At 68.2% G+C, this 26,611-nt stretch carries 24 protein-coding genes; 11 read left to right on the forward strand and 13 right to left on the reverse strand.

All coding sequences use genetic code 11. The features are described from left to right. Positions 1 to 228: 228 nt before the first annotated feature. From D7X96_RS31880 to D7X96_RS31905, 6 genes are all read right to left on the reverse strand, one after another. Positions 229 to 1,476 (reverse strand): hypothetical protein, encoded by a 1,248-nt coding sequence (locus D7X96_RS31880; RefSeq protein WP_279637410.1) that lies wholly within the window; start codon positions 1,474 to 1,476, stop codon positions 229 to 231. 8 nt (positions 1,477 to 1,484) lie between these two features. After that, on the reverse strand, positions 1,485 to 1,796 hold the full coding sequence (locus D7X96_RS31885) for a 4a-hydroxytetrahydrobiopterin dehydratase (protein WP_121724791.1): 312 nt from the start codon (positions 1,794 to 1,796) through the stop codon (positions 1,485 to 1,487). 75 nt (positions 1,797 to 1,871) lie between these two features. Then, positions 1,872 to 3,356 carry a glycerol kinase GlpK gene (glpK, locus tag D7X96_RS31890; protein ID WP_120547096.1) on the reverse strand — a complete coding sequence of 495 codons (1,485 nt, stop codon included), beginning with the start codon at positions 3,354 to 3,356 and terminating at the stop codon, positions 1,872 to 1,874. 213 nt (positions 3,357 to 3,569) lie between these two features. After that, positions 3,570 to 3,806 (reverse strand): hypothetical protein, encoded by a 237-nt coding sequence (locus D7X96_RS31895; protein ID WP_120547095.1) that lies wholly within the window; start codon positions 3,804 to 3,806, stop codon positions 3,570 to 3,572. Between the two features lie 442 nt (positions 3,807 to 4,248). Further along, positions 4,249 to 5,235 (reverse strand): SDR family NAD(P)-dependent oxidoreductase, encoded by a 987-nt coding sequence (locus D7X96_RS31900; RefSeq protein WP_158626654.1) that lies wholly within the window; start codon positions 5,233 to 5,235, stop codon positions 4,249 to 4,251. A gap of 444 nt (positions 5,236 to 5,679) precedes the next feature. Beyond that, complete coding sequence (locus D7X96_RS31905; RefSeq protein ID WP_120547093.1) at positions 5,680 to 6,297, reverse strand: TetR/AcrR family transcriptional regulator; 618 nt, start codon at positions 6,295 to 6,297, stop codon at positions 5,680 to 5,682. Between the two features lie 71 nt (positions 6,298 to 6,368). Here D7X96_RS31905 and D7X96_RS31910 point away from each other — a divergent pair, with 71 nt between their 5' ends. Beyond that, positions 6,369 to 7,262 carry an NmrA/HSCARG family protein gene (locus D7X96_RS31910; protein ID WP_120547092.1) on the forward strand — a complete coding sequence of 298 codons (894 nt, stop codon included), beginning with the start codon at positions 6,369 to 6,371 and terminating at the stop codon, positions 7,260 to 7,262. On the opposite strand, the gene D7X96_RS31915 is transcribed toward D7X96_RS31910, so the two are convergent. Further along, the gene (locus D7X96_RS31915) at positions 7,259 to 7,696 is read right to left on the reverse strand and encodes a DUF3574 domain-containing protein (protein ID WP_120547091.1); all 438 of its coding nucleotides are present in this window, start codon (positions 7,694 to 7,696) and stop codon (positions 7,259 to 7,261) included. The genes D7X96_RS31910 and D7X96_RS31915 overlap by 4 nt on opposite strands. Before the next feature lie 93 nt (positions 7,697 to 7,789). On the opposite strand from D7X96_RS31915, the gene D7X96_RS31920 reads away from it, so the two are divergent. Beyond that, positions 7,790 to 8,203: a DUF6194 family protein gene (locus tag D7X96_RS31920; RefSeq protein ID WP_120547090.1), complete on the forward strand. Its 414-nt coding sequence runs from the start codon at positions 7,790 to 7,792 to the stop codon at positions 8,201 to 8,203. A gap of 138 nt (positions 8,204 to 8,341) precedes the next feature. Here the strand turns inward: D7X96_RS31920 and D7X96_RS31925 are convergent, their stop codons facing one another. The 5 genes from D7X96_RS31925 to D7X96_RS31940 form a co-directional block, all read right to left on the reverse strand. Continuing rightward, complete coding sequence (locus D7X96_RS31925) at positions 8,342 to 11,653, reverse strand: DEAD/DEAH box helicase (RefSeq protein WP_158626655.1); 3,312 nt, start codon at positions 11,651 to 11,653, stop codon at positions 8,342 to 8,344. A gap of 1 nt (position 11,654) precedes the next feature. Beyond that, positions 11,655 to 12,584: a hypothetical protein gene (locus tag D7X96_RS39705; RefSeq protein ID WP_147442659.1), complete on the reverse strand. Its 930-nt coding sequence runs from the start codon at positions 12,582 to 12,584 to the stop codon at positions 11,655 to 11,657. Between the two features lie 245 nt (positions 12,585 to 12,829). Continuing rightward, positions 12,830 to 14,032 (reverse strand): lipocalin-like domain-containing protein, encoded by a 1,203-nt coding sequence (locus tag D7X96_RS31930; RefSeq protein ID WP_121771455.1) that lies wholly within the window; start codon positions 14,030 to 14,032, stop codon positions 12,830 to 12,832. A gap of 3 nt (positions 14,033 to 14,035) precedes the next feature. Further along, positions 14,036 to 16,576, reverse strand: a complete 2,541-nt coding sequence (locus tag D7X96_RS31935; RefSeq protein WP_121724359.1) for an FtsX-like permease family protein — start codon at positions 16,574 to 16,576, stop codon at positions 14,036 to 14,038. After that, complete coding sequence (locus D7X96_RS31940; protein ID WP_120547116.1) at positions 16,573 to 17,301, reverse strand: ABC transporter ATP-binding protein; 729 nt, start codon at positions 17,299 to 17,301, stop codon at positions 16,573 to 16,575. Before D7X96_RS31940 ends, D7X96_RS31935 begins: the two co-directional genes overlap by 4 nt. Positions 17,302 to 17,529: 228 nt before the next feature. Between D7X96_RS31940 and D7X96_RS31945 the strand changes: the two genes are divergently transcribed. Beyond that, on the forward strand, positions 17,530 to 19,647 hold the full coding sequence (locus tag D7X96_RS31945) for a hybrid sensor histidine kinase/response regulator (RefSeq protein WP_121771456.1): 2,118 nt from the start codon (positions 17,530 to 17,532) through the stop codon (positions 19,645 to 19,647). On the opposite strand, the gene D7X96_RS31950 is transcribed toward D7X96_RS31945, so the two are convergent. Further along, positions 19,601 to 20,422 (reverse strand): alpha/beta hydrolase, encoded by an 822-nt coding sequence (locus tag D7X96_RS31950; protein WP_244219798.1) that lies wholly within the window; start codon positions 20,420 to 20,422, stop codon positions 19,601 to 19,603. The two genes, D7X96_RS31945 and D7X96_RS31950, sit on opposite strands and share 47 nt — an antisense overlap. A 70-nt stretch (positions 20,423 to 20,492) precedes the next feature. On the opposite strand from D7X96_RS31950, the gene D7X96_RS31955 reads away from it, so the two are divergent. The 8 genes from D7X96_RS31955 to D7X96_RS31990 all read left to right on the forward strand — a co-directional run bounded on the left by D7X96_RS31955 (position 20,493) and on the right by D7X96_RS31990 (position 26,222). Next, complete coding sequence (locus D7X96_RS31955; protein ID WP_120547085.1) at positions 20,493 to 20,786, forward strand: DUF3467 domain-containing protein; 294 nt, start codon at positions 20,493 to 20,495, stop codon at positions 20,784 to 20,786. Between the two features lie 56 nt (positions 20,787 to 20,842). Beyond that, the gene (locus D7X96_RS31960; protein ID WP_370450201.1) at positions 20,843 to 21,595 is read left to right on the forward strand and encodes a hypothetical protein; all 753 of its coding nucleotides are present in this window, start codon (positions 20,843 to 20,845) and stop codon (positions 21,593 to 21,595) included. Positions 21,596 to 21,638: 43 nt separating this feature from the next. Then, positions 21,639 to 22,538 carry an oxygen-dependent coproporphyrinogen oxidase gene (gene hemF / locus D7X96_RS31965; protein WP_120547084.1) on the forward strand — a complete coding sequence of 300 codons (900 nt, stop codon included), beginning with the start codon at positions 21,639 to 21,641 and terminating at the stop codon, positions 22,536 to 22,538. Then, positions 22,538 to 23,047 carry a hypothetical protein gene (locus D7X96_RS31970; protein ID WP_121771458.1) on the forward strand — a complete coding sequence of 170 codons (510 nt, stop codon included), beginning with the start codon at positions 22,538 to 22,540 and terminating at the stop codon, positions 23,045 to 23,047. The genes hemF and D7X96_RS31970 overlap by 1 nt, the downstream gene beginning before the upstream one ends. A gap of 42 nt (positions 23,048 to 23,089) precedes the next feature. Further along, positions 23,090 to 24,352, forward strand: a complete 1,263-nt coding sequence (locus tag D7X96_RS31975; RefSeq protein WP_158626656.1) for a hypothetical protein — start codon at positions 23,090 to 23,092, stop codon at positions 24,350 to 24,352. 61 nt (positions 24,353 to 24,413) lie between these two features. After that, positions 24,414 to 25,028 (forward strand): RNA polymerase sigma factor, encoded by a 615-nt coding sequence (locus tag D7X96_RS31980; protein ID WP_014400131.1) that lies wholly within the window; start codon positions 24,414 to 24,416, stop codon positions 25,026 to 25,028. Between the two features lie 85 nt (positions 25,029 to 25,113). Next, positions 25,114 to 25,773, forward strand: coding sequence for an anti-sigma factor family protein (locus D7X96_RS31985; RefSeq protein ID WP_120547081.1), 660 nt, complete (start codon positions 25,114 to 25,116; stop codon positions 25,771 to 25,773). Beyond that, entirely contained in the window at positions 25,770 to 26,222 is a 453-nt protein-coding gene (locus D7X96_RS31990; RefSeq protein WP_120547080.1) for a hypothetical protein, read from the forward strand. Before D7X96_RS31985 ends, D7X96_RS31990 begins: the two co-directional genes overlap by 4 nt. Positions 26,223 to 26,611 lie beyond the last annotated feature (389 nt).

Raw genomic sequence — 26,611 nt, forward strand, 5'->3', positions numbered from 1 at the left:
GCGAATCCCAGCACCGTCGCACCCACGACAGCCCGGCGCCACCCCCGCCCCAGATACATGGAATCCCCTCCGTGTACGGCAGGGTTCGCATGCCATCCCACCCCGGCAAATGCGACGCGGAAGGTTGCTCGGCTGGCCGCTGTCAGAGGGCGTGGGGGTGGCGCGGATGGGGACGCGAACACCCATGCAGGTCCTCGCGTTTACCCACCCTGCGCCCAAGGCCAGACACTACCGCCAGAAGCCGATGGAGACGCCCCAGTTGGAGTAACGGCTCGCCAGGTCGAACGACGCGGTGATGGACCAGTCCTCCCAGTAGCGCAGCACGAACAGCTCGAAGCCGCCGGTGAGGTGCGGCCGGGGATTCCTGTCCGGGTAGGGCGAGGGCTCCAGCCAGGTGCCCGCGCGCAGGCGCAGCAGGCCCGGGAAGGTGTCCCACTCCGCGCCCAGGCGCGGCTGGAACATGGCGGTGTCCCCGACGATCTGCTGCGGCTCCGTGATGTTGGCCAGCGAGCGCGCCGCCACCGCGTTGCTCACGCTGGAGATGAGGTCCACCTGCGCGGTGATGAGCCACCGGCCGGCCAGCGCGTCGCGGGGCTCCTCCTCCGGCACCGGCAGTGCGTCTCCGTCCACCTGGAGTTGCCGCCGGGCGGCGGGGGACAGCCGGTTGTAGCGGTGCGCGCCCTCGCCCAGACGCCAGCTGGCGCCCAGGGACAGCACCGCGGGCGACACCACGGCCGCGTACACCTGGCGCCCCGCGATGAAGGGACTCTGGCCCTCGTCGCGGCGCCAGCCCGCCACCACCTCCGGGCGGATCGCCACGCCAATGCGGTAGGACCGCCCGTGCGGGCGGTAGAGCATGTCCACCGCCACGCCGGTGTCGCCGTAGCGCCAGGACTGGTCCCCCAGCTCGCTGAAGCTGGCCTGCGCGGAGAAGATGCCCAGCGACAGGATGAAGTCGTCCTGGCCAAAGGCGACGGAGCCCGCGAGCACGGACTGGGTGAGGGACACGCGCAGCTTCTCGCCCTCGCCCCGGCAGCCCAGGGTGATGCAGTAGCCCGTGCGGCTGTTGCGCCAGAGAAAGCCGATGCCGAAGCGCTTGTATTGCAACATCAGCGCGCCCAAGAGCTGGCGGCTGTCCACGGACTCATCCGCCAGGCCGTCGTTGTCCACGTCCCGGCGCTTGGTGCCGGTGAAGGGCAGGTCCAGCCAGGACAGGGTGACGCCCAGGTCCCAGTCGCGCTCCAGCGACGGGCTGCGCTGCGCCAGCGCGGCCGTGTTGCTGGACACGCCCGCGGCGCCTTCGGCGATGCCCACGTAGGCGCCGCCCAGGCCCACCACCCGCGCCGACCCCAGGAGCGCGCCGGAGTTGAAATACAGACGTTCCGGACGGGGCTCCGTGGGGAGGTCGTCCTGGGCCAGGGCCGGGAGCGCGGTGAAACACGCCGCGAAGGCCAGCGCCGCCAGGGTCCCGCGCACGCCGTGAATCACCGGACAGAAGCCCCTTGGCCAAAGAGGCGGTCCGCCTCCGCCGCCAGGGAGGTGTCGCGCGACGTGAGGCCCCCCGCGTCATGCGTCACCAGCGCCAGCGTCACCTTGCGCCACCGGATGTCGATGTCCGGGTGGTGGTCCGCGGCCTCGGCGGCCTTCGCCACGCGCTCCACGAAGGCGATGCCCTCCAGGAACGAGGGCGCATCGTAGGTGCGGCGGATCATCCCGCCCTCGTGCTTCCAGGCGGGGTGCTGGGTGAGGAAGGTCTGGAGCGCATCCGGGGAGAGCAACGTGCGGTCGTAGGCCATGGTGGCCGTTCTACCCGCTCCCCCGCCCGATGGAAGCCCCGGCGCGTTCAAGCCGCCGGGGCGCTTTGTCTCATTTCACGCGCGCGAAACCGCCTGCTTCCACTTTTCCAGGTGGCGCGCGCGCACCTCGGGCTTCATCTTCGGCTTGAAGGTGCGGTCCGCCTTCCACGCGCGGCGGATGGCGTCCGGGCTGGTCCACACGCCCGCGCCCAGGCCGCCCAGGAAGGCCGCGCCCAGCGACGTGGTCTCCAGGTTGCGCGGGCGGACCACGGGCACGCCCAGCAGGTCCGCCTGGTACTGCATGAGCAGGTTGTTGGCCGCGGCGCCGCCGTCCGCCTTGAAGACGGGGATGTCCCGCCCGCTGTCGCGGCGCATGGCCTCCGCCAGGTCGTGGATTTGGAGGGCCACGCCCTCCAGCGTCGCGCGCGCCAGGTGCGCCACGGTGGTGGAGCGGTCGATGCCGGCGAACAGGCCGCGCGCCTCCGGACGCCAGTGCGGCGCGCCCAGGCCCGCGAGCGCCGGGACGAAGACGACGTCGCCGGAGTCCTTCACGCTGGCGGCCAGCGCCTCCACGTCCGGGGCCTTCTTGATGACCTTGAGGCCGTCGCGCAGCCACTGCACGGCGGCGCCGGCGATGAAGGAGCTGCCCTCCAGCGCGTAGTGCGTGGTGTTGCCCAGCTTCCACGCCACGGTGGTGAGCAGCCCCGCGGTGGAGCGCACCGGCTGCGTGCCGGTGTTCATGAGCAGGAAGGCGCCGGTGCCGTAGGTGCACTTGGATTCACCGGGCTCGAAGCATGCCTGGCCGAAGAGGGCGGCCTGCTGGTCTCCGGCCATGCCCGCGACGAGGATGCCGTCCGGCAGGCTGCGCATGCCGCGCGTGGTGCCGTACACCTCCGCGTTGCCGCGAATCTCAGGCAGACACGCGCGCGGCACGCCCAGCAGCGAACACAGCTCGTCGTCCCAGTTGAGCGTGCGCAGGTCCATGAGCAGCGTGCGGCTGGCGTTGGACACGTCCGTGACGTGGGCGGCGCCGCCGGTGAGCTTGAAGACGAGCCACGAGTCCATGGTGCCGAAGCACACGTCGCCGCGCTCGGCGCGCTTCTTCGCGCCCTTGAGGTGCTGGAAGAACCAGGTGAGCTTGGTGCCGGAGAAGTAGGGGTCCAGCACCAGGCCCGTCACCTCGCGCACGCGGGGCTCGACACCCTGGGCCTTGAGCCGCTGGCAGATGTCGGAGGTGCGGCGGTCCTGCCAGACGATGGCGCGGGCCAGGGGCTCGGCCGTTTCACGGTCCCAGAGGCCCGTGGTCTCGCGCTGGTTGGTGATGCCCACCACGGCGATGTCCTTGCCGGTGAGGCCCGCGTCCTTGAGGGCGCGCGCGATGCACCACTCGCTGGTGTTCCAGATGTCGATCAGGTCGTGCTCCACCCACGACGGCTTGGGGAAGTGCTGGGGAAGCTCCTTGTAGGAGCGGCCCACCACCTGCAACCGGGTGTCGAGGATGGAGACGTGGGTCCCCGTGGTGCCCTGGTCCAGGGCCAGGACGTATTTCGCCTTCGCCATGCGTGCTCACGCCTCGTTCATCGGCCAGTGGCCGGACACGAAGCGGGACCCTACTCCAAGCGGAGGCGCGCGCACCCACCGCGCGTGCGGGATGTCAGGCACCGGGAGCAGTCCGTGGAACGCTCCCGTGCCTGCGTGGGGGTGTCATGGCGGGGCGCCTTGCCGGGGGAAGTCCACGGTACTTCCCGGCGCCACCGCGCATGGCGGCCCGCTTCAGTAACCCGTGACCCGCGAGCGGTTGTTGAAGTAGCGGCGCAGGCCGTAGGCGCCCAGGCCCGCGAGAATCATCCGGCCCAACGAGCCGCCCGCGCCGGAGGACTGGCGTCCCCGGTAGCCGTAGCCGATGGGACGGCGGCCGTAGGCGCTGCGCCCGCGGTTCCAGCCACTGCCCCTGAAGACGCCGCGTTGCGACGCGCCCAGCGCGCCCAGCAGGTTGGATAGCAATGCCATGGTGTCACTCCGTGGTGAGGGTTACGGGGCCCATGCGTCCTTCACGGGGGTCGGACCCGTGAAGGACGCGCGTGCGTTGAAAGGTGGTCCTTACGCCGTGTGTCGACACCCCATGTCGAACAGGGGGCGCGAAAGCCCGTGTCCCGGGCCGGAGGGCAGGCGGGCGGGTGGAAGCGCGGTGGCCGCCTGCCCATCGAACAAAAGCCCTGGCCAGGTGAGGCAAGGCCTACCCGGTTCCCTGCCCCGGAGGACGTCTCCAGATTCCGGTCCATGAGGGCGCCCCCCTGGCGCCCCGGCCGCAATCACAGTCAACCGCGCGGGAGGCGCGGACGGGCATGGGCGGCTCGGGAATGACGGAGCCGGAAAAGGAGTAGTCGCGGTAGGCAGTCGGCGAAATGCGTGGGGGTCCGTCATCCCTGTGGGGCGGACCCCCATGTTCTTTTCAGGCGCGGGGCACGAGCCCCTGTTCGCGCAGGAACGCCACGGTGCGGGCCACGCCGTCCGAAAGCGGGGTGGGGCGGAAGGCCAATTCGCGCTGGGCCTTGGCCGCGTTCACGCGGGCCTCCCAGCGCATGAAGGACAGCTGGCCGGGCGCGACGAGCGGCGTGAAGGGGAATACGCGCGCGAGCGGCGCGGACACGCGGGCCATGGCTTCGATGAGGAAGACGGGCGCGACCGGGGGCGGCTTGCCGGCGGCTCCGGCGGCCTGGTGGATGGCGAGCGCGAGGTCCGCGTTGCTGACGTACTGGTCGGAGACGAGGTAGCGCTCGCCGTTGACGCCGCGCTCGGCGGCGGCGAGGTGCACGTCGGTGCAGCCATCCACGTGGACCACGGACATGCCGCCGGGCGGCAGCAGCGGGGCCTTCTTGTTGAGCAGCTGGATGAAGAAGGAGTTGAGGCCCACGTGCACGGGGCTGGCGCCGTAGACGGCGGACGGGTTGACGAAGACGACGTCCAGGCCCTGCTGGCGGATGGCCTCCACGGCGCGCTCGGCGTCCTGCTTGGAGCGTTCGTAGACGGTGGGCTTGGGGTGCGGGTCGATGTTCGCTTCGGTCAGCTCGCCGCCGCGAGGTGCCGCGAAGACATCCATGGTGGACGTGTAGACCACGCGGCGCACCCTCGCGGCATGCGCGGCGGACAGGACGTTCACGCTGCCCTGGCGGTTCACGCGGTCGAAGATGGAGTCGTCCCGATGCCACTGCTCCGGCATGCCCGCGGCGTGGAAGACGAGCTCCACGTCCTCCATCGCGGCGGGCAGGGTGCCCGGGGACGTGACGTCACCCTGGATGAGCCGCACGGAGGAGGGGAGCAGCTTCGAGGCCCGCGCCAGGTCCCGCACGAGCGCGCGGACGGAGGCGCCCTGCTTCACGAGCCGCTGCACGATGGCATTGCCGATGAGGCCGGTGGCCCCGGTGACGAGGACGTTCATGGGGCCGCAATCTAAGCCCCCGGGCATCCAAGCTGTACACCGCTGGTCCGACACGGCCCCACCGGCCTGACGGCCGGAACGGCTTCGCGGTTCGGATGAACCGGCCACCTCCCCCCCCGGCGGCGGTCATCAAAAACCTGTCCGACAGTCGGACAGGTTTCACGGCGGTCCGGATGGACCGGCAGCCTGCGGCTCGCGGTGGCACGAACCTGTCGGACAGTCGGACAGGTTTCCGAACCTGGGACGGCCGACCGGCCCTGGCCGAGGTGGCTCAAACCTGTAGGACAGCCGGACAGGTTTCCGCGATGCGCCGCCGGCAGGGGGCCCTGCCGGGCTCTCCCTCCTTCTCATCCTGGAAGACAAGTTCGTACCCGAAGTGCAGGCCGAGGCTCCGTGCGTCGTGCAGGTGGAGCCGGGACCTCGTAGCCGTGAGGACCGCTGGCGTCAGCGCTGCCGCGCGCCGCGAGGCTCAGGGCGGGAGCGCAGCCCGTCGAAGAACATCCCGGTGAGGCGGGGGATGCGCTTGGGGTCCGAGCCGTTCTCCGCGGCGGCGAGGGAGATGGCCATCGCCATGCACACCACGTCGTCGAGGAGGACGTCGCTTCGCACCTCGCCCTCGCGCTGCGCGGCCTTCAACAGGCGCTCACCCTCGGCGGTCGTCGCGTCACAGCCCACGGTGTGGTTCTTGAGGACGATTCCCAGCGACGCCGCGAGCCCCTTGTACATGCCCCCGCAGTGCACGAGCTCCGCGAGGAAGACGCGCAGCGCCTCGAGCGTGGGCAGTGACTCCGAGCGTTCGCGGCTCTCCCGAGCGAGCAGCAGCAGCCGCTCATCGCACGTCGCGGCGAGCAGCGCTTCGCGTGACTCGAAGTGACGGTAGAGCGTGCCGATGCCGACCTCCGCACGCTTCGCCACGTCGCCGAGCGACGCGTCCGCGCCGCGCTCGGAGAACACGGCATGCGCCGCCGCGAGCAGCCGCTCCCGGTTGCGCCGCGCATCCGCGCGCAAGGCTCCGCCCGTCGCGTCCTCTTCCTGCTTCTTCCTGGGCTGTTTCGTCGCCACTTGAAAAACGGAGGATAGCTCCGTATTCAACCGGAGCAATCCTCCGCTTAGCAAGCGAAAGGCAGGACCTGATGGCGACGAAGAGCGAGACCGTGGTGGTGCTGGGAGCAACAGGCGTGCAGGGAGGCGGGACGGCGCGGGCCTTGTTGAAGGACGGCTGGAGGGTCCGGGCGCTCGTGCGGGACCCGGCGAGCGCCAGGGCCCGGGAGCTCGAGGCGGCGGGCGCGGAGCTGGTGCGCGGGGACATGGGGGACCGCGCGTCGCTCGACCGTGCGGTCGCGGGGGCGTACGGCGTCTTCAGCATCCAGCCCGCCTCGCCACAGGCGCACTACGGCCTCACGGACGACGACGAGGTCCGCTTCGGCACGTCCATCGCGGACGCAGCGAAGGCGGCGGGCGTGGAGCACTTCGTCTACACGTCGGTGCTGGGGTTGCGGGCCGGCACCGACGTCGGCCACTTCGAGAGCAAGTGGCGCATCGAGGAGCACGTCCGGGCGAGCGGCCTTCGCGCGACCATCGTGCGGCCGGGGACCTTCATGGAGCTGCTGCTGATGCCGGGTTTCGGCCCGTCACAGGGGAGGCTCCAGTTCTTCGCCCCGCCGGACCAGCCCATGCAGTTCATCGCGGGGGAGGACATCGGCGTGCTCGTCGCGCGCGTGTTCGCGGACCCGCGCACCCACGTGGGGACCACGTTGGACCTGGCGGCCGATTCGCTCACCGGCAACGTGCTCGCGCAGAAGATTGGCCGGGCCACCGGGACGTCCATCACCTACGCGCGGTTTGCGCCGGAGGTCCTGGAGGCAAGCCCGATGCTGCGCAAGCTCGTGAAGCTGTTCGATGATGGCTCCGTGTCCGAGAGCGCGGACATCCCGGCGCTGCGGCGGCTGGCACCGGGCCTGCTCACGTTCGACGCATGGCTGGAGCGCGGTGGCGCCGCGGCGTTCAAAGAGCGCCTCGCGGCCTAGAACGCGACGCACGGCTGGGAGTCGATTCGCAGCACCGACTCCTGGTCGAACTGGCGCTTGTACTCCTCGCGGATGGTGTCGACGTCCGCCGAGCGCGCCTTGCTGCCGTCGTGCAGCAGCACCATGACCTTGGTCTGCTCGTGGATGAGTTCTCCGCTCTCCAACTGGTATTGCCCGTTGGCGTCGTACACGGTCAGCCCGTCCTGGAAGCGGGGCGTGACGGCCGTGTCCACGAAGGCCTGGAACTCGGCCTCGCTGACGGGCTCGTTGCCCACCCGGTTCCGGCCGAAGTACAGGTCCGTCTGATACTGCGCTTCTCCCACTTGGCAATCGAGGCCGTCGTCACCGCCGCATGCCGTGACGCCCGGCCCGAGCACGAGGGTCATGCCCAGCAACAGGCGTGAGGCAACCACGGACAGGTTCGAGAATGGCATTGCCTGACTCCCCCCGAAAGAGTGGGATGGGAGCATGACCGGCTGTTCGTGCGCGGGGTAGAGCGACTCCGGTACGACTCGGGGGAGGACGTCATGACGGGAGCCATCAGCCTGGAAGCACTGGCGGCGTACATCCGGGACGCGTTCAGGGACGTGCACATGGACGCCAGCACACCGGATCTCTTCTTCTTCGCCGGAGACGAGCGGCAGCACCCCTTCGCCACCATCATCACGCGGGACACCGAGCACGACCACCACTCGAAGCTGGACCGCGACGGCGTGTTCCGGCTGAACCTGGGCGTAAGCAAGGAGAGCTTCCAGAAGCTGTTCCCGGAACTCGACCCGCACATCGACTTCACCGCTCCGGACGTGCTCCTGCCGCACCCGGTCCACGCGCGGATGTTCTGGCTGAGCGTGCTCAACCCCAGCCACGAGACGTTCTACGTGCTGCGCCCGTACCTGAAGGAGGCCTACAACCTCCAGGTGAACCGGACCGCGCGGGGCTGAATCACTGCGTGCGGCTGCGGACCGTCTGGTCGTCGCGGGGCGTGTCCGCGTACCGAATCCAGTTCGTAGTCGCCTTTGTGAAGAGGACAGGCACGTGACTGCGACGACTACGGGATAAAGGAAGCCTGTGTCGAAGCCTCAAGCCAATGAAGCCCAAGCTCTATAGGCGATCGACACTCTGCGTATCGTCTCCTTGTAGGTTTCGGCAGGGGGCGCTGCGGAAAGTAGGCTGTTTATATTTTGATGCAGCTTATGGGTGGATATGCGTGACTCTTCCTTTGTTAGGAATTGCAGCGCACGCTGCTCTGGGGCGCGGAATCCATCTCTGAGGCACGCTGCCGCCGAATCCAGTGCTGAGTCGAGTTCAGGAATTGCCTGATCTTGGATTTGCACCCGTCGAATCCTGGCAACTATTGCCAAACCGTAAGAGATGGTTGGGATCACTCGTAGAACAAGTTCGCGCGCAGTGGTGCAGTAACCAAGCTTGTTGATAGGTGTGCCTAGTTGAAGCTCAATTTTATTCAGCGGCTCGCCACTCATCCAAAGGTCTAGAGCATTTTTGAGGAGGCAAATTGGAGGAAGAGAGTTGGGGTTATCGACTCCCTTTGTCAGCTTGGGGAGTACCCGAAGTGAGGTGTCGGTTCCGAGAAGAGCTTCAGTTCTGCCCGAGTCAACTTGTAGCCAGTGAATCCACCAGTTCGTCCAATCAATTGGCGTACTTGGCCAGTTGTCTTGAAGGTTCGAGATGTCAGCGGCGAGCTGGTTGATTAAATCAAAAGACAGCCCGGTTGCGTATGATAGGTCGAGTTGCCAATTTGCTGGGCCTTGCGGCACCCGGCTTGTGCGGATGGTAATTAGGGACGCCACTTTGGCGGCATACTGCTTTGACGTGCCGGCACTGCGAGCCTTGAACGCAGAGAGTGAATTGTTGATGTGGCTAGCTGCCGAATCAGGGTCTGCGGGCAGACGATTCAGGAAATAGTCGGCATCAGCAGTGAGCTTGGTGTCGACTGTGTATTGCTGTATTGCGTCCAGCCACTGTTCGATAGGGTCCGCTATGGTGAGGCATTGATCACTCTTTGAAAATATGTTTTTCTGCATTTCTAGCCAGTGTTGTGTGATTTCGTTCTTGGCCTTGTCGGTGTAGACAACCGTGCCTGGGACAACCAAGGCTATCCCATGAGAACCGGTAGTTGCTCGACCTGCACGCCCTGCTGCATTGAGAAGTTCATGGGCTGTTAACGGCCGCATGGTGCTCTGATCTGCTTCGTACCTGTCGTCACCCGCTATGATGACAGCCTCAGCAGGCAGGTTGATTCCCATCGAAAGAGTTGGCGAAACAACCAGTACTGTTGCTCCATTGGGACGCGAGAAGTAGCGCTCGCTCAGTTTACGTTCAACTGGAAGCAATAGTCCGTGATGTATCGCCACATCGGCAGATATCAACCCATCGACATGCGCTTGGTCGCCCAGTTCCGATGCTGCCATGTCGAGCAGTTTTTGCTCGCCTTCTTGTAGGGACGGCTTGCTGGCTCCAAGGATGCCAGCGGCGAATTCGCCGAGTGACTTCGTGTGGTCTGGTATTTGAATCAAAACCATTGTCTTTATGTTCGTCTTCGAGAAGCCTGTTGCTATCTTCGCGGCCACCTGGTTCCGATTGGCCGTTAGGTGCCATTGCCGAGGGTTGCTTGGAAGGCCGGACGCCTTGAGTTGTACGTTGGAGTCTAGCAAGGGTTTTAGGGCGTAGTCGTCTGCCGCGGCTGTCCAAGAGTGGCGAAGGCAGAATAGTCCATACGGTCGTGCCAATAGTGCTCGCTGCAATGCCGCCGGCGGACCTTTGGTTGTTGATTTGCTCCTGTATTCGCCAATCGTTGTATGGAGAGCGGATATGTCGCTCTTGCTATAGACGACGCATCCACGAGCTTGCCGCGTCGGGCGCCATGCTAGATCGAGCGCTATGGCTGGCCGACCCGTACGTTCTTGAATCCATGCAGCCAGTTCGGACGCATTTTCCATCATGGCAGAAATCAGGACGTAGTCTGATTTGTTCGCCAATTTGAACAGATTAAGCAGGCACAGCATCGCATCTAGACTTCGGCGATCGTTGATTCCTTGTGTGGGGTGGAGAATATGGCATTCATCTAGTATTATGAGGCCGACATGGTCGAGTTTTGAGGTGCCTGTGCTGATTTGTGCTAGGCACGACTCTGGAGTGCAGATCGTAATCTGGGAAACGCGATCATTCTCGTCTGTGCTGACTTGATCCGTTCTGAGAGAATTACTCAGTACTTCTCCAAAGGCTGCCGCCAAGTCAGTTCGAAATTGCTCGATAAGCGAATGGGTCGGAGCTAGTAGTAAGACGTCTCGTTGAGACAAGAGTGTTGCTGCTATTTTGAGCTGTACCAGTGTTGATTTGCCAGCTCCAGTGGGAAAACTGATTGCCGACGACGTGCCGTTGGCCAGGAAGCCCCTCTTGATGGCGTCGACGTGATTTGGCCACAAAAATGGGCGGCTTTTGGCAGCTCCAGACAAATAGTTGCTCCAGCCGATTGGATCTGTCCCGCTTGGCGTGGGTGTGTTTGTTGTTGCGAGCAGTCGCAGATTCTTGCTTGAGTGAATCAGTAGTGTCGCGAGGTGGTGGGGCCCGCTTAGGGTGGTATAGATATTCGGCTGTAGATCGACAGGGTTGAAGGTAGGTTGCGTTGATAGAGCGTTGGTCCCAGGGGGGAGAATTTGCTCTGACGAAAGCTGTTGTACTTTGAGAAAATAGTCTTCCGAGTGAGGGGGCGCATTGACTCGGAGTATTTCGTCGGAAAACTGTCTAACCCCTAAGAAGAGTTGCTCCCAGAGTGCATTCGTCGCGTCTTGTAAGGATGGCTCATCGGAGATGGCAAATGCCGGAAGCGGCAATGTTGATGCTTCGCTTGGGCGCCCTTCGGCGAGCAGGAGGATAGACCGTATGAGGGCATCGGCAATTGTGTCTCCTGCGACATAGTTCTTTCTAATTGCCCTGGCGACTTCATGGGCATCAGGAACTGCCGCTGCAATGTGGAACAGCAAGAGCGCCGCCAGCGCCGATGAGATGGCGTTTGTTTGAAGGTGGCCATCTGCTGCTTGTGGCGAACTTTTCGCGGCAGGGTTCGTGATTCCAGATGCTTGGTGGACTAGGTGGTGGGCTGTTGCTGAAATGAATGCACAGGATTTTTGTTCTGATGAGCCTGTTTCAAGCAGGCATGAGATAGATTCATATGTGTTTGCGAGATGGCGCAGCCAATTTATGTTGTCTCCGAGGTCTTTGTCGTCTTGATCTAAAGGCTGGTTTGCAATGCGTAGCCGGAGTTCGGTGATGGCGGTGAAGGCTGCTGTTAGCTGCTTGGGGAGATTGGATAGGTCGAGATCTGTGAGTGGCCGTGCTGATTGGATCAGTTTTTCAGTGATGGCGTCGTACATTTTATTTTCCCATCGCATGCAATTCTGAGATGACAAGGCTGGCCAAGTCGTCCATCCAGCCACGCAGATTGTCGAGGGCTAGTGTTTCTCCGTGGCGACGCTCATTGGTGCCCTTGGCATGTGCATCAAATCCTACGAAGAGTGTGCTGTGTTCTGAGGGTGCAGCGTTCTTCGTTGTTACGGCCACTGAGTAGGATTTTTGATCCTGCCAAAGTATTTTTTCCGCCAGCGACTGTGCCGAGTGTGGATTTATGCGTTGGAATATTGTGGTTAGTTCGGCTACAATTTCGTGGTCTCGGTCGTTTTGCTCGTGCTTGTCGATTTCCGGCCACACCTGCTGGGAGATTTTGTTTCGCGGATTGTCTGTTGCTTTTTGTTCACAGATCCGCACGCCTGCTGGCGATAGTGCTGTTGTCTGAGTGTGGATTACAATTCCGTCGAGTCCGTGGTCGGCTTTTCTGATCTGTGGGGCTCGAAGAATGTCAGTGGGCGATGCTTTGGCTAATGCTGCAAGCCATGCGATTAGCTGAAATAGCCATCCATCTCGATGGAATCGTTGCTGGTCGTTCTGAGGTGGGGCTAGGGCTTTGATTGCGGCGGCAATGGCTTTGGTGTGTGGCGTGGTGTTTTCGAGTTTTTCAAGTCTTTTGAGTATGTTTTCAATGTGTAGATGGTATCCGGCTGCTATGTATGCGATGTGTCTTGCCAGTGTGTTCTTGTTCGTTATTTCCCATGCAAACGAGAGCCATGGCTGTGTGTGTGTAATCTTGCTTATGGTTATGGGCCAGGCGTTGAGGGCTGTTGGATCAGCAGGCGTCGAAAGTTGGTTCGGCTGTGCGGGCGGGACTGGCTGATTGGCTGGTAGGGTGGGGCTTGGTGAGCTTGATTCGGCCGCCGCATTGGCGGGGTGGGCTTTGGGGGCTCCAGTCATGAGGCCTGGAGGCTAAATTGTCTTAAAGGCAACTTTGAAGTGAATGCGTGTTCAGGGAGGGTCTTGTCTGACTCCTTTCGCGTTTTGGCGGGATTTGTGAGTGTGTCTGGTGCCCCGTCGAAATGTGACGTGTTGATGCATTGGCTGGGCCGCTTCAGCTTTGTTCTGAGTCTTGAGGGGGCCCCGCTGCATGCTTCGGCAATAACTGCAGAGTGCAGACCTGCGTCTAACGTCTGCTGACGTTGTCACTGCGTGCGGCTGCGGACCGTCTGCTCGTCCCGGGGCGTGTCCGCGTACCCGGTCATCTCCAGGTAGCCGCGCCCCTGCACGGGCCGGCCCTCGCGCGTGCCGTCCACGGACACCGCGCCCTCCCAGTAGCGCACCAGCACCGGCAGCTCCTGGTCCGGCAGCTTCGGCGTCACCGTCAGCTCCAGCGACACCTTGGGAACCTGCACGCGCCAGCCCGCCGGGTACTCACCCCCACGCGGGCTCTTCCACGTGCCCCGCCGCTCCAGCCGCATGTCGTCAGCGGTCAGGTGCACGGCCTCGCCCGTCGCGGGGATGTACGTGCCCGCGCTGAACGCGTCCTTCGTCCCGTCCTTCTTGCGCAGCTGGTAGAGCATCAAGTCGCTGCCGTCGGAGAGCTGGAGCGCGAACCAGTCCCAGCCCACCTGGTCCCCGCTCAGCGCGCTGGTGCTCCACTCGCGGTCCATCCAGCTGTCGCCCTTCACCTGCACCGTCTGCCCGTCCACCGACACCGTGCCCCGCGAAGGCATGCGCGGCATCGAGTAGTAGTAGGACGCGTTGCCCCGCTCCGCGCCCTTCTGGCTCAAGCCCTTGTCGCCCTGGAGCACCGGCGGCTTGCCCTCGTCCAGCGTCAGCTCCAGCGTCACGCCATCACCCTGCGCGCGCAGGTGCATGGGCCATGTTCCACCACCCGTGCCTTCGCTCCGCACGTCCCAGTCCTGAAGCCAGACATGGAAGGGCGCACCGTCCGCGCCCGCGAGTCCCTGCGCCGCGCGGCTGAAGCGCTCGTTGACGTGGAACTTCCCGGCGCTCACGTCCGTCAGGGTGAAGTGCCCCATGAACACCTGCCGCGTGCCCCAGCCGGACTCGCGCTGGGGCTGCTCCGGCGACAGCGCGCTGCGGAACAGCGTGAACTGGTAGCCGAACGCGCGGCCGTCCTGCGTCTCTAGATTTCCCGTCCAGTACCACCACTCGGTGCGGAAGTCGGGGTGGGGGCCGTGGTCCTCCGGGAAGTGGAGGGGCCGGGGCTCCATCGCGCGCGCGAAGCCCTCCGTGCCGCCCTTCCCACCCATCGCGGACGCGACCGTCATGCCGCTCGCGTTCGTGGAGCCCGGGCCTTCCGTCTCGCGCAGCACCACGCCCACCGCCACGCCCAGCGCGGCGAGCACCAACACCACCCCGATGACGAGTCCCCGCCCCATGCCTCACTCCTCCCGCAGCGCCATGGCCGGGTTCGCGCGCGCCATGCGCCACGCCGGGTAAAGCCCCGCGAGCGCCGCCGCCACCATGGCCAGCACCAATGCCTGTCCCACCACGCCGGGCGCCACCACCAGCTGCAACGTCCACCCGAACGAGCGCTGGTTGATGACGTGCACCAGCACGTAGGCCAACGCCAGCCCCAGCGGGATGGAGAACAACCCCGCCAGCAATCCCAGCAGGCCCGTCTGCAAAGACACCATGCCCCACAGCTGTCCCGGCGTGAGCCCCGTCGCGCGCAGCACCGCGAACTCGCGCGCCCGCTCCAGCTGCAGCGACATCAGCGCGCTCAGCACGCCCACGAACGCGACGCCAATGGCCAACAGGCGCAGCACCTGCGTGATGGTGAAGGTCCGGTCGAACACCTCCATCGACGCCTGCCGCAGCGCCCGGTTCGCGCGCACGTTCAGCGCCTGCTCACCGCCCGCGCGGTCGCGCACGCGGGCCACCAGTTCGTCCACGTCCTGGCCGGGCGCGGCGAAGAGGGACAGGCCGGACACGCCCCGGTCCTCGTACCAGTGCTCATACGTGGCGCGCGGCATCAGCACCGTCCCCACGTCCGAGCCGTAGTCGAAGTACACGCCCGCCACGCGGAAGTCGTGCGGTCCCTTGTCGGTGGCGACGCGCAGCGTGTCGCCCGCGTGCACGTTCCGGTGGAACGCGAAGGGCTCCGACACGATGAGCGCGTCCGTGGACGCGTCCAGCTGCCGCCACACGTCCTCCGCGCGTCCCTCCTTGAAGCGGTACGTCCGCTCATGGCCCTTCGCGAAGTCCACCGCCAGCAGGTCCGTGTCCACTTCGTTGATGCGCACGTGGATGACCCGGATGGATCCGCTCGCCTCGACGCCCGGCGTGGACCGCAGCTTCTCCGCGAGCCCCGGCACCAACGAGGAGTCCCCGCGCCGAGCCACCAGCGACGGCGGCGACACGAACACGTCCGCCTGCAACGCGGACTCCAGCCACGCGGCCACCGTGCCCCGGAAGCTGGACACCATCAGGCCCACGCCCACCGTCGTCGCCACCGCGACCATCAGCGCCGCCAGCGCGACCGCCGTGCGCGACAGGCTCGCCGTCACGCCGCGCGCGGCCATGCGTCCCAATGGGCCGAACATCGCGCCCAGGGGCCTCGCCGCCGCCCTCGTCAGCTTCTCCGTCACCCAGGGCACCAGCAGCGCGCTGCCCAGCAGCACGCCGAAGAGCCCCGTGTACGCGGGCAAGAGCGCCTGGGTCGGCCACGCGAGCACCGCCGCCGAGATGGCCAGGATGACGACCCCGAGCACCGCCAGCCTGGGCGCGCGGTTGCGCGACACGTCCTCCACCGTGGAGCGCCGCAGCGCCGTCACCGGTGCCGCCCGCGCCGCCTCCCACGCGGGCACCAGCGCGGCCAGCACCGTCGCGCCCAGGCCCAGGCTCAGGCCCTTGATCAGCGTGAATGGCTCCAGGGACAGGCGCCGCACGTTCACCACGAAGTACAGGTCATTGATGGTGCGGGTGATGAGGCCCACCAGGCCGCTGGCCATCAGGATGCCCAGCAGCAGCCCCGCCGCGGTGCCCACGATGCCCAGCATCAGGGCCTCGCCCAGCACCACCGCGAACAGTTCGCCGCGCGTCACGCCCACCGCGCGCAGCCGGCCCAGCATCCCGCGCCGCTGCACCACGGAGAACGTCATCGTGTTGTAGATGAGGAACATCCCCACCACGAGCGCCAGCAGCGACAGCGCGGTGAGGTTGGTGCGGAACGCGCGCGTCATCTGCTCCACCGTGCCCGCGCGCCCGGACGTCTGGACCAGTTCGGCGCCCGGCGGCAATGCGGCCTTGAGCGACGCGGCCTGCGCCTCTCCGCCCTTCAAGCGCAGGTCCACGCGCGTCAGCCGGCCCTCCATGCCCAGCACCTCCTGCGCGGTGGAGATGTCCGCGAGGAGCAGCGACTCCAGCGCGCGCTCCGTCGTCTCCTGCGAGGGCGTCAGCAGGGCCGACACGCGCAGCTCCCGGCGAAGCCCCGTCACCGTCACCGGCAGCGTGTCCCCGGCCTTCACGCCCAGGCTCCGCGCCGTCTTCGCGCCCATCACCACCGTGCCGGGCCGGGTGAGCAGCGTGCCCACGTCGCCCACCGCGCCTCCGGTGGAGAAGTCCCGGAAGGGGGCCTCCGCGAAAGGGTCCAACCCCAGCAGCGTGAGCGTGCGGTGGTTGCCGGCCTCCACCTGCACATAGCCCTGCACCACGGGCGCCGCGTCCGGTGCGTCCGGCCGCAGCTTCAGCGCCGTGTAGACGCCCTCCGGCAGGCCGGACGTGCCGCCGGTGATTTGATGCGTGGCGCGGCCCGCGACGACGTCCGTGGACTGCTCGAAGGCGCGCAGCGCGCTGCCGCTGGCCAGGTCGATGGACACCACCACCGCCACGCCCATCGCGATGCCCAGCAGCGACAGCGCCGTGAGCCACGGGTGCCCGCCCAGGTGCCGCAGGCTGGAGCGCGCGAGCAGCCCCCTCATGGCGTCCTCCGGCCGCTCGCGCCGCCGGGGCGCTCCACCAGCCGTCCGTTCTCCATGGTCAGCACGCGGTCCGCGCGCTCCGCCATCGCGGGCTCGTGCGTGACGATGAGCGCGCACGCGTGGCCCTGCCGGGTGAGCCCTTCCAGCAGGTCCAACACCTGGCCGCCCGTCTCCTCGTCCAGGTTGCCCGTGGGCTCGTCCGCCAGCAGCAGCGGCGGCGCGTGGGCCAGCGCGCGCGCCACCGCCACGCGCTGTTGCTCGCCACCGGAGAGGCGGTCCGGGAAGCTGCTCGCGCGAGCACCCAACCCCACGCGTCCCAAGAGTTCCCGCGCCCGCGCGCCGGCCTCCGCGGCCGAGCGGCCCAGCAGCTCCAGCGGCAGCCGCACGTTCTCCTCCACCGTCAACGTGGGCAGCAGGTTGAAGGCCTGGAAGATGAAGCCGATGCGCTCGCGGCGCAGCAGCGTGCGGTCCCGCTCCGGCATGCGCCCCAGGTCGCGGCCCTCCACCAGGATTTCGCCGTGCGTCGCCTGGTCGATGCCGCTGATGAGGTTGAGCAGCGTGGACTTGCCGGAGCCGCTGCGGCCCAGCAGCACCACGAACTCGCCCCGGTGCAGGGCGAGCGTCGCGCCGGAGAGCACCTCGCGCACGGAGTCGCCCTCCGCGTAGGACTTGGTGACGGCGCGCAGTTCGACGAGGGGCCGCGAATCAGGAGGAGAGGAGGGCATGCCGGGCATCCGACATAGCCGATGCCCGGCGTCCGGGAGCGTTTCCTCGTCCCACCCGGAGGGATGCCCGCTACTGGACGCCAGCAGCGCCAGGGAGCGCTCAGCCCATGACACCTGTCAGGTTGTCCCACTTGCTTTTCGTGCGTCCCGGCACGTCCCGGTGTTTGATGTCCGTCTCTTCCCGCCGGAGGCCTTGTCTTCCGCGCCGGGGTAGGGGGGGCCACACACATGAATGAAGCCCAGGCCGGATGGGTCGCGGCGTCCGGCGGTGTGCCCTCGCCGCTGCATGAGCTGCTTCAGCAGCTGCCTGCCTTCTTCGGCCTCTACCGCGGCCCTGGCCACCTCATCGAGTTCAGCACCGCGACGCGTCTGACGCTGCTCGACACGCGCGGCCAGGTGGGCATCCCGCTGCGCGAGGCCTGTCCCCAACTGGAAGGCCCCGGCTGGCACGACGCCTGGGACCGCGTCTTCACCACCGGAGAGGCCCTGCACCTGCGCGAGGCCTCTGCCCGCGCGCGCCCCGCCGATGAAGAACTCTTCTTCAATCTCTCGCTGCTGCCACGCCGCGACGCGAGGGGGGCGGTGGAGGGCGTGCTCGCCTTCGCGGTGGACGTGACGGAGCTCGTGCGCACCCGCCGCGCCGCGTGGACCGCCGCCGCCTGGCGCACCGAGCGCCTTCAAGCGATGACCGCCGCGCTCTCCGAAGCGCTCACCCCCGCGCAGGTGGTGGAGGTGGCCGCGCGCGAAGGGGCGCTCGCCATGGGGGCCCTCACCGGCCTGGTGGTGGTGCCCGCCAGCGCGGCCCTGGACGTCTTCGAGCGCGCCGCCGCGCACGGCTTCTCTCCCGGCGAGCTGGAGGGCTGGCAGCGCTTCGAGGTCTCCGCCACCTGTCCCCTCACGGACGTGACGCGCACGCGCGAGCCCTGCGCATTGAGCTCATGGACGGAGTGCATGGCGCGCTACCCGAGGCTCGCCTGGTTATCGCGCGAGCGGCCCCTGGAGGCGTGGGCGTCCGTGCCGCTGGTGAGCGGTGGGCGCGTGTTCGGCGCGCTGGGGCTGGGCTTCGGCGACGCGCGCGGCTTCGACGCCCAGGAGCGCGCCTTCCTGCTGACGGTGGGCCGCCTGTGCGCGCAGGCGCTGGACCGGGCGCGGCTGTACGACGAGGAGCGCGAGGCCCGCGGCGCCGCGGAGGCCGCCAGCCGCGCCAAGGACGCGTTCCTCGCCACGGTGTCCCATGAGCTGCGCACGCCGCTCACGTCCATCCTCGGCTGGTCGCAGATGCTGCGGCAGGGCCTGTTGGGTGAAGACAAGCGCCAGCGCGCGGTGGAGGCCATCGAGCGCAACGCCCGCGCGCAACGGCAGCTCATCGAGGACCTGCTCGACATCAGCCGCATCGCCAACGGCCGCCTGCGCCTGGAGCCGGTGCCGCTGGAGTTGGGCTGCGTGGTGGAGGCGGCGCTGGATGCGGTGCGGCCCACGGCGCTCGCGCGCGAGGTGACGCTCAAGGTCTCCGTGGACGCGGACGGCGTGCCGCTGTTCGGCGACCCGGACCGGCTGCAGCAGGTGGTGTGGAACCTGCTCTCCAACGCCATCAAGTTCACCCCGGCCGGTGGCCACGTGACGGTGTCCGCGCGCACGCGCGGCGAGGGCGCGGAGCTGGTGGTGCGCGACGACGGCGAGGGCATCCCGGCCAGCTTCCTGCCCTTCCTCTTCCAGCGCTTCCAGCAGGCGGACACCAGCGTGAGCCGCCAGCACGGAGGCCTGGGCCTGGGCCTGTCCATCGTGCGGCACCTGGTGGAGCTGCACGGCGGCACCGTGTCGGCCGCCAGCGACGGGCCAGGCAAGGGCGCCACGTTCACCGTCGTGCTGCCGCGCTCACGCGTGGGCGCGGTCGCGGGCTCCTCGCGCGAGCCGCGCTCCGTGGAGGGCCTGACGCTGCCGCGCTTCCCGGAGCTGGAGGGCCAGCGCGTGCTGGTGGTGGACGGCCAGCCGGACGCGCGCGAGTGGATGTCCGTGCTGCTCACCCGCGTGGGCGCGCACGTGCTCACCGCCACCAACGTCACCGACGCCATGGATGAAGTGCGCCGCTCCCCGCCCACGGTGCTGGTGACGGACGTGGCCCTGGCTGGCGAGGACGGCTATTCGCTGCTGTACCGGCTGCGCGCGCTGCCCTGGGAGTCCGGAGGCGGCGTGCCCGCGCTCGCCGTCACCGCCGCCGCGCGCCGCGAGGACCGCGACCGGGCCCTGCGCGCCGGCTTCAGCGCCTTCGTCACCAAGCCGCTGGATGCCGTAGAGCTGCTCACAGCGGTGGCGCGTCTTGCCCCGCCCAATCCGGTGCGCTCCTGAAGTCCTCCTCCGCATCCCACGGCTGGAAGAAGTCCCCGACTTCCCGCGCGAGCCGCGCCCCGCACACGTCGCGCGGGATGATGTGGAAGCCCTCTGGATAGGCCACGTGCCGCACCGAGGGACACGCCTTCATCCGCCGCGCGAGATAGCGCCCGCCCTCCGGGTCCACCACGTGGTCCTGGTTCGCGGTGGCCACCAGCACCGGACAGCGCACCCGGGGCGCGTCCGCCAGCGCCAGGTCCTGCAGCCTGCACAGGTCGCGCAGCCGGGCCACCGGGAACGCCGGCAGCACCGGCGCCTGGGCCAGCGCCGCGGGGTCGGAGATGTCCGTGCCGCCCTTGTCCACCCACGGCGTCGTCCACTCCAGGAGCGGCGTGCGGCACAGCTGGCGCACCAGCGCCATGCGCGCGCCCTTGAAGCGCACCGCGGGCGCCACCAGCGCGAGGGCGTGCACGGCCTCCGGTTGGTGCGCGGCCAGCCGCAGCGCCAGGAGCGCGCCCATGGACAGTCCCGCGACGAACACGCGGCGGTACCCGGACAGCGACGCCAGCGCCTGGTCCGCGCAGGCCTGCCAGTCGCGGAAGCCCACGCCCAGCATCGCCTCCGGCGTGGTGCCGTGGCCCGGAAGCCTGGGCGCCACCACGCGCATGCCTCGCGCGGCCAGGGCCTCGCCCAGGGGCCGCACCTCCCACGGGCTGCCGGTGAAGCCATGGAGCAGCAGGCAGGCGTCCTGACCGTGCCCCAGGGCGAAGGGCGCCGTGGACTCTCCGTCGATGTCCCGCCAGCGCGTGCTCACAGGGAGGACACTGGCCACGGCGGGCCCCAGGCGCTATGCCGCCTGACTCATGGCCGACACTCCGACGAAGCCCCCTGAAGTGCAGCTCCAGGTGCAGATGACCGAAGAGGTGTCCAATGGCCAGTACAGCAACCTGGTCCTGGTGAACCACACGGACGCGGAGTTCGTGTTGGACTTCCTCTACGTCCAGCCGCAGCAGCCCCTGGCCCGCGTCCGCTCGCGCATCATCACCAGCCCGCGCCACGCGAAGCGGCTCTTGAAGGCCCTCCAGGACAACGTGCAGCGCTACGAGGCGCGCTTCGGCACCATCGTCCTGGACGAGGACGAAGGCCCCCGGCACTGAAGGGGCGGGTCCTCCAGGACTTTCCCTCGCGGCGTTCCCGGCGCACACTGCGCGGCATCGTGTTCCGAGCCCTCGTGTTCGCCGCCGCCCTGCTGTCCGCCGCCAACGCCTCCGCCCAGTGCACCGGGGACGGGGTGCAGCTGTATCCCGCGCCCGGCGGCATCGTCCCCACCAACATGCGCCTGCTGCTGGAAGGCGTGGGCACCGCGAAGTCGCCGGTGCTGGCGCTGGTGGGCAAGCCGCTCAAGCTGGTCTCCACCGACCATGAGGTGAAGCTCAAGGTCACCAAGGGCTGGGAGAGTTCGCTGGGCCGCGCGACCATCATCCTCAAGCTCGCGGAGCCGATGCGGCCCGACAAGCGCTACTTCCTGAACCTGCAGGAGGTGCTCCCCAACGTCGCGCTCCTCAATGGCCAGGTGGGCGCGCAGCCCTCGTGGCTGAGCGGCAAGGGGCCGGACGCGAAGGCCCCCAAGTGGGTGAAGCGCCCCGCCGTGTCGGAGGGCTTCGTGCGCCGTTCTCCCCAGGGCATCGCGCGGTTCGTGAAGCTCAACCTGTCCCTGCGCGAGGAGAGCCCCGCCTTCCTGGTGGTGAAGCTGTCCCCGCGCCGGCTGGGCGTGAGCCCCCAGCAGTACCTGCTGCCCGTCCAGGGCAACACGGCTTATCTGGGCCATGAGGCGTGCGGTGGCGCGTTCTCGCTGGAGGACGGACGCAGCTACCGCGCGCGCATCGAGGCCTTCGACGCGGCAGGCAACCTGGCGCCATCCACGCCCCCGGTGGACTTCGAGGCCCCGTCCGCCCAGGGCCCCTAGTAGTGTGTCCGCCCGTTCAACCCGAGACAGGGAGACAACGGGCATGACGGCGACGGTGGACGTGGAGGGCTTGAAGGGGCGCATGGCCGCCTTCATCCAGAAGCTCCAGGACGACATCTGCGGAGCGCTGGAGGAACTGGACGGCAAGGGCCGCTTCCGCGAGGACGCGTGGAGCCGCCCGGGCGGCGGCGGTGGCCGCAGCCGCGTGCTGGAGGAGGGCGCCGTCCTGGAGAAGGCGGGCGTCAACACCTCCATCGTCCACGGCGAGCTGGAAGAGGCCTTCGCGAAGAAGCTCCAGGGCGAGGGCCGCACCTTCTGGGCCGGCGGACTGTCGCTGGTGCTGCACCCCAGAAGCCCGCACGTGCCCACCGTGCACGCCAACTACCGCTTCATCCAGCAGGGCAGCCGCGCGTGGTTCGGCGGCGGCGCGGACCTGACGCCGTACTACCTGGACGAAGAGGACGCGGCGCACTTCCACCGCGTGCACAAGGCCGCGTGCGACGCGCACGACCCCTCGTACTACCCGCGCTTCAAGGCCGCGTGCGACCAGTACTTCCACCTGCGCCACCGCGGTGAGGCGCGCGGCGTGGGCGGCCTCTTCTTCGAGAACATGGGCGGCGACCTGGAGCGCGAGTTCGCCTTCGTGCAGGCGTGCGGCAACAGCTTCATCCCCGCGTACCTGCCCATCGCGAAGAAGCACAAGGACACGCCGGTGACGGAGGCGCAGCGCTTCTGGCAGGAGGTGCGCCGGGGCCGCTACGTGGAGTTCAACCTCGTCTACGACCGGGGCACCATCTTCGGCCTGGAGACGCAGGGGCGCACGGAGTCCATCCTCATGTCGCTGCCCCCGCGCGTGCGCTGGCGCTACGACCACCACCCGGAGCCCGGCACGCCGGAGGCCCGGCTGGTGGAGGTGCTGCGCAACCCGAGGGAGTGGGCCTGATGGCTCCGGAGCCTGGGCAGCCCGCGCGTCCGCGAAACAAGGGCGTGCGCATGGGCATCGCCATCACCGTGTTCGCGGCGGTGGCCGCCACCGCCCTGTTCATCACCCGGCTGTCGGAGATGCGGGGCCGTGGCGTCGCCCCACCGGAGCAGGTGGCCAGCGAGGCCCGCGTCCAGGTGCTGGCGCTGTGCGACGCGGTGCAGGGCTTCCGCGACGAGCACGGGGACTACGTGACCATCGCGCCCTATCCCGTGCCCGTGCCCCAGCGCGGTGAGGCCGTGCCCTTCCCGAAGGACCACGAGGACTTCCACCGCATCGGCTTCGACCCCGGCCCCGCCGTGCACCTCCAGTACGAGGTGCGCGTGGAGGAGAACCCCGTGGGTGAGCCGGAGGTGTCCTGCTTCGCCCGCGCGGACACGGACGGCGACGGCCTCAACGCCGTGTACCGCGTCCGTCTGGATGCCAACGGGATGACGACCCCCGTGGAGGTGGAGCACGAGGGCGAGTAGCCCCCCATGCAACTCGGGGTTCTCAATGTGAGAGAATCCCCCGTGATGGGAAACGTCGGCGACATCCGCGGCCCCCGCGTGGGCGGTCCTCCCGGCTCCGGTGGTCCCCGCTCCGGCGGTGGACCCTCGGCGCCCACGGGGCCGTCGCCGGCGTCTCCGTTCCGCGATGACGGGATGGAGACCTCCACCCCCACCACCTCGCCCGGGGACCGCACCCGCATCGGCGCTCCGCCCGTGGGGCTGCCCCCGGAGGCGGACGGCGGCGCGCCGTTGGATCCTGGAGAGCCGCAGGGGCTTCCCGGCGGCGAAGGCCTGGAGCCCGGCGGCGAGGGCCTGGAGACCGGCGCGCTTCCGGAGGACGGCGCGGAGGGCGCGGACGCCGAGCCCCGGGACGTGGGCGCACGCTCGACCCGCGTGGGCGTCCCCAACCGGGGCCCGCTCCCCCCGCGCACGGAGCGGGGCGGCGGCACGGGACGGGCACCCCGCGCGGACGCCGGCACGGGCTTCGAGTCCTCCGGCACGGCCACCCCGGCGCCCCGGCGCAAGGCCGGCGACGGCTTCCGCACGCCCGGCTCCGCCCCCACCACCGCCAGCCCCTACCTGGGCGCGGGCGAGGCGCGCGGGCCGGTGCTGGACGTGGAGTCGCTCATCCCCTCCGACCTGCGGAACCTCGAAGGCCAGCTCGCGCTGGGCAAGCGCTTCGCGTCGGACGGGGCGCTGCTGGCCGCGCAGGTGCGGCCCGCGTCGCTGCCCTCGTCGGACCGGGTGGCCCGCCTGTGGACCTTCTTCGCCGCCTACGCGGAGGCCGCCGCCCGTTTTCCCCCCACGCCCGAGGGCCAGGCCGCCTTCGCGCAGGCCCTCAAGGATCAGGGCTTCGCCGGGCTCCAGGACGCGCACACCGGACAGAACGGTGTGGAGGCCGGGATGTGGGTGATGGACGCGCCCTCCCCGGAGGAGGCCCGCGAGCGCGCGGACGCCGTCCGGCTGGAGCCCCCGCCCGACGTGCGCCACTCCGAGCAGGCCGCCCCGCTCACCCCCGGCCTCTACCAGCCCCTGCCGGGCCCCTTCGTGCGCCGGGACGCCCACGGGCAGGGCCTGCAGAACGACGACCCCCGCGACCGCGACCGCACGGACCGGCGGCTGGGCGGGCGGATGTTCTGGAACGTGCTCCACTCCTTCCGGGCGGGAGAGGACACGGAGGACTCCTCCCTCACCCAGGCCCAGTGGGACCGCATGGTCTTCGGGGCGGTCCTGGCCATGGTGGGCCTGGCGCTGGCCGCCATCGCGCTCGTCAGCTCCCTCTAGGAGCGACGGGGCGCGTCGAAAACGTTGGGGTTGGCGCGGCCTGTGCTACGGTGCCGCGCACTTGGCCACCGACGACCTCACACTCGTCAAGCGCGTCCGCAGCGGGGACCAGCGCGCCTTCAAGCTCCTCGTCGAGCGTTACCAGCGCAAGGTGTATGCCGTCGCGCTCGGAATGCTGAAGGACAAGGAGGAGGCGATGGACGTCTCCCAGGAGGCGTTCGTCAAGGTCTACAAGTACCTGGACCACTTCAAGGGCGACGCGTCCTTCTACACGTGGCTCTACCGCATCACGTCGAACATCTGCATCGACGTGCTGCGCAAGCGCCGCGGCGGCGGCGAGCCCGTGGAGTTCGACGAGACGCAGGACGTGGACCTCTCCGAGGCCCGCATCGGCGCGCTGGGCAGCCGCCTGGGGACGAACCCCCAGAAGAGCGCCCTGCGCAAGGAGCTGGCGGAGAAGATTCAAGAGGCCCTGGCCACGGTGCCGGAGAAGCACCGCGCCATCCTCCTGCTGCGCGAGATTGAAGGCATGTCCTACGAGGACCTCGCCCGCACGCTGGACATCCCCAAGGGCACGGTGATGAGCCGGCTCTTCCACGCGCGCGCCAAGGTGCAGAAAATCCTGGGGGATTACCTGGAGCTGGACGAAGCCAAGAGCGGGGTGGGCAACGAATGAGGATGCCAGAAAGGCCTCCTCGAATATCCGAGGGTCCCGTCGCGTCCCCACCGACGAATTCCCACCAGCCCGCAGGGTGAAGAGTATGGCCGGAAATCCCGCGTGTGAGCGTTTCGTACCGCTCCTGTCTCCCTACATCGACGGTGAACTCGCTCCTGGGGAGCGCGTCAACGTGGAGCGGCACCTCGCCGCCTGCCGGGATTGCACGGGCCGCGCGGCGGACCTGCGCGCGGAGTCCGGGTTGCTCCGGGTTGGCCTGGACATGGCGGTGGACGACGTCGACTTCAAGGACTTCGCCCAGAAGGTCATGGCCCGGGTGACGCCGGAGAAGCCGCCCCTCATTGAACGGATGCGGCTGGCCCTGTCGGAGATGTTCCTCTACCAGCGCACCGCGATGATTTCGTCGCTGGCCACCGCCGCGGTGGTGCTGCTGGTGGCGCTGCCGCTGGTGCTGCGCGACAACGCGCCGGAGGGCTACGCCGCCGAGCGCATGACGGTGAAGTCCATCCAGTCCTACCAGGGCGCCCGCGTGGCCCCGGTGGTGATGGAGACGGAGGGCGGCGGCTCCATCATCTGGATGGTGGACGAGCAGGAGCAGGCCCCCGAGCCCGCGAAGGACGCCGCCGGGCAGAAGAAGCCGGGCGTGACGAACCCCGACGAATCGAGCACGGAGCCGCAGGACGAGGAAGGGCAGCCGTCGCCGGCTCCGTCCGTCCCGCCCCGGCCCACCGGAGGAGCGCTATGACGAAGCCGACGTGGGCGGTGCTGGCACTGCTGTTCGCCGTGGGCCTGGTGCTGGGGCCGGCGGTGGCCTCCGCCCAGGAGCAGAAGGTGAAGGTGCAGGTGGAGGTGGTGCTGGCCTCCAACAAGGGCACGGTGGTGGACCCGCCGGAGCTCAACAAGATGAAGGAGGCGTTCCAGAAGCAGAACTTCAGCTTCACGTCCTTCAAGCGCATGTCCCTGGACACGGTGGAGGTGGGCGCCCAGAAGCCCACGGAAGTGAAGCTCCCCAACGGGACGAACGCGTCGCTCCAGCTCCTGGGCATGAAGGACGGCAGCGCCACGTTGCGCGTCATCATCCCGAACCAGTCCTCCGTGGAGGTGGAGCTGGGACGCCAGGGCGCCGTGTACCAGAAGGCCGGCAAGCACGTGGGCGGCGAGCTCATCCTCGCGCTGGTGCCGCCGTCCAAGTAGCCGCTGTCGTGTCGTGACGGATGCGCGCCGCCCTCGAGGGCAGGCGCCGTCCGGTGAAGGTCCCCCCTGACGCCTGGATGGCCCCCTCCTTCCCGGGCGGCCCCGCGTCAGGGTCCCTCCGCTCCTGAATCCTGCCCGGTCCTCGCACATCCACCCCTGTGTGGACGGTGCCGCGCTGTCCCAGCGTCGGACCGCTTCGTCCCACGCCTGACGCGCGCGGGGGTGGGCGTGGCACCGGAGGGCAGGAAAGAGGGCGGAACTGCCTGGGCCCGGGCTGAAAAAAAGTCAGTCGTTTCCATTTCCCAGAAAGGACTCCGGCCTTTCTTCCCTCGAAAAACGCTGGGTTGGGCGACGGCACGGCAGTTGCTCTTGGGTCTGAGGGCAGGGCG

This window comes from Corallococcus interemptor (assembly GCF_003668875.1).
In the GTDB taxonomy this organism is placed as follows: domain Bacteria; phylum Myxococcota; class Myxococcia; order Myxococcales; family Myxococcaceae; genus Corallococcus; species Corallococcus interemptor.

Excerpts from the sequence above, each read along its gene's own strand:
- D7X96_RS31885 (WP_121724791.1), bottom strand. The coding sequence starts at position 1,796 with ATGGCCTACGACCGCACGTTGCTCTCCCCGGATGCGCTCCAGACCTTC.
- D7X96_RS31920 (WP_120547090.1), top strand. The coding sequence starts at position 7,790 with ATGACGGGAGCCATCAGCCTGGAAGCACTGGCGGCGTACATCCGGGAC.
- hemF (WP_120547084.1), top strand. The coding sequence starts at position 21,639 with ATGACGGCGACGGTGGACGTGGAGGGCTTGAAGGGGCGCATGGCCGCC.
- D7X96_RS39705 (WP_147442659.1), bottom strand. The coding sequence starts at position 12,584 with ATGACTGGAGCCCCCAAAGCCCACCCCGCCAATGCGGCGGCCGAATCA.
- D7X96_RS31985 (WP_120547081.1), top strand. The coding sequence starts at position 25,114 with ATGGCCGGAAATCCCGCGTGTGAGCGTTTCGTACCGCTCCTGTCTCCC.
- D7X96_RS31955 (WP_120547085.1), top strand. The coding sequence starts at position 20,493 with ATGGCCGACACTCCGACGAAGCCCCCTGAAGTGCAGCTCCAGGTGCAG.
- D7X96_RS31930 (WP_121771455.1), bottom strand. The coding sequence starts at position 14,032 with ATGGGGCGGGGACTCGTCATCGGGGTGGTGTTGGTGCTCGCCGCGCTG.
- D7X96_RS31940 (WP_120547116.1), bottom strand. The coding sequence starts at position 17,301 with ATGCCCTCCTCTCCTCCTGATTCGCGGCCCCTCGTCGAACTGCGCGCC.
- D7X96_RS31935 (WP_121724359.1), bottom strand. The coding sequence starts at position 16,576 with ATGAGGGGGCTGCTCGCGCGCTCCAGCCTGCGGCACCTGGGCGGGCAC.
- D7X96_RS31990 (WP_120547080.1), top strand. The coding sequence starts at position 25,770 with ATGACGAAGCCGACGTGGGCGGTGCTGGCACTGCTGTTCGCCGTGGGC.
- D7X96_RS31910 (WP_120547092.1), top strand. The coding sequence starts at position 6,369 with ATGGCGACGAAGAGCGAGACCGTGGTGGTGCTGGGAGCAACAGGCGTG.
- D7X96_RS31925 (WP_158626655.1), bottom strand. The coding sequence starts at position 11,653 with ATGTACGACGCCATCACTGAAAAACTGATCCAATCAGCACGGCCACTC.
- D7X96_RS31895 (WP_120547095.1), bottom strand. The coding sequence starts at position 3,806 with ATGGCATTGCTATCCAACCTGCTGGGCGCGCTGGGCGCGTCGCAACGC.
- D7X96_RS31970 (WP_121771458.1), top strand. The coding sequence starts at position 22,538 with ATGGCTCCGGAGCCTGGGCAGCCCGCGCGTCCGCGAAACAAGGGCGTG.
- D7X96_RS31915 (WP_120547091.1), bottom strand. The coding sequence starts at position 7,696 with ATGCCATTCTCGAACCTGTCCGTGGTTGCCTCACGCCTGTTGCTGGGC.
- D7X96_RS31900 (WP_158626654.1), bottom strand. The coding sequence starts at position 5,235 with ATGAACGTCCTCGTCACCGGGGCCACCGGCCTCATCGGCAATGCCATC.
- D7X96_RS31945 (WP_121771456.1), top strand. The coding sequence starts at position 17,530 with ATGAATGAAGCCCAGGCCGGATGGGTCGCGGCGTCCGGCGGTGTGCCC.
- glpK (WP_120547096.1), bottom strand. The coding sequence starts at position 3,356 with ATGGCGAAGGCGAAATACGTCCTGGCCCTGGACCAGGGCACCACGGGG.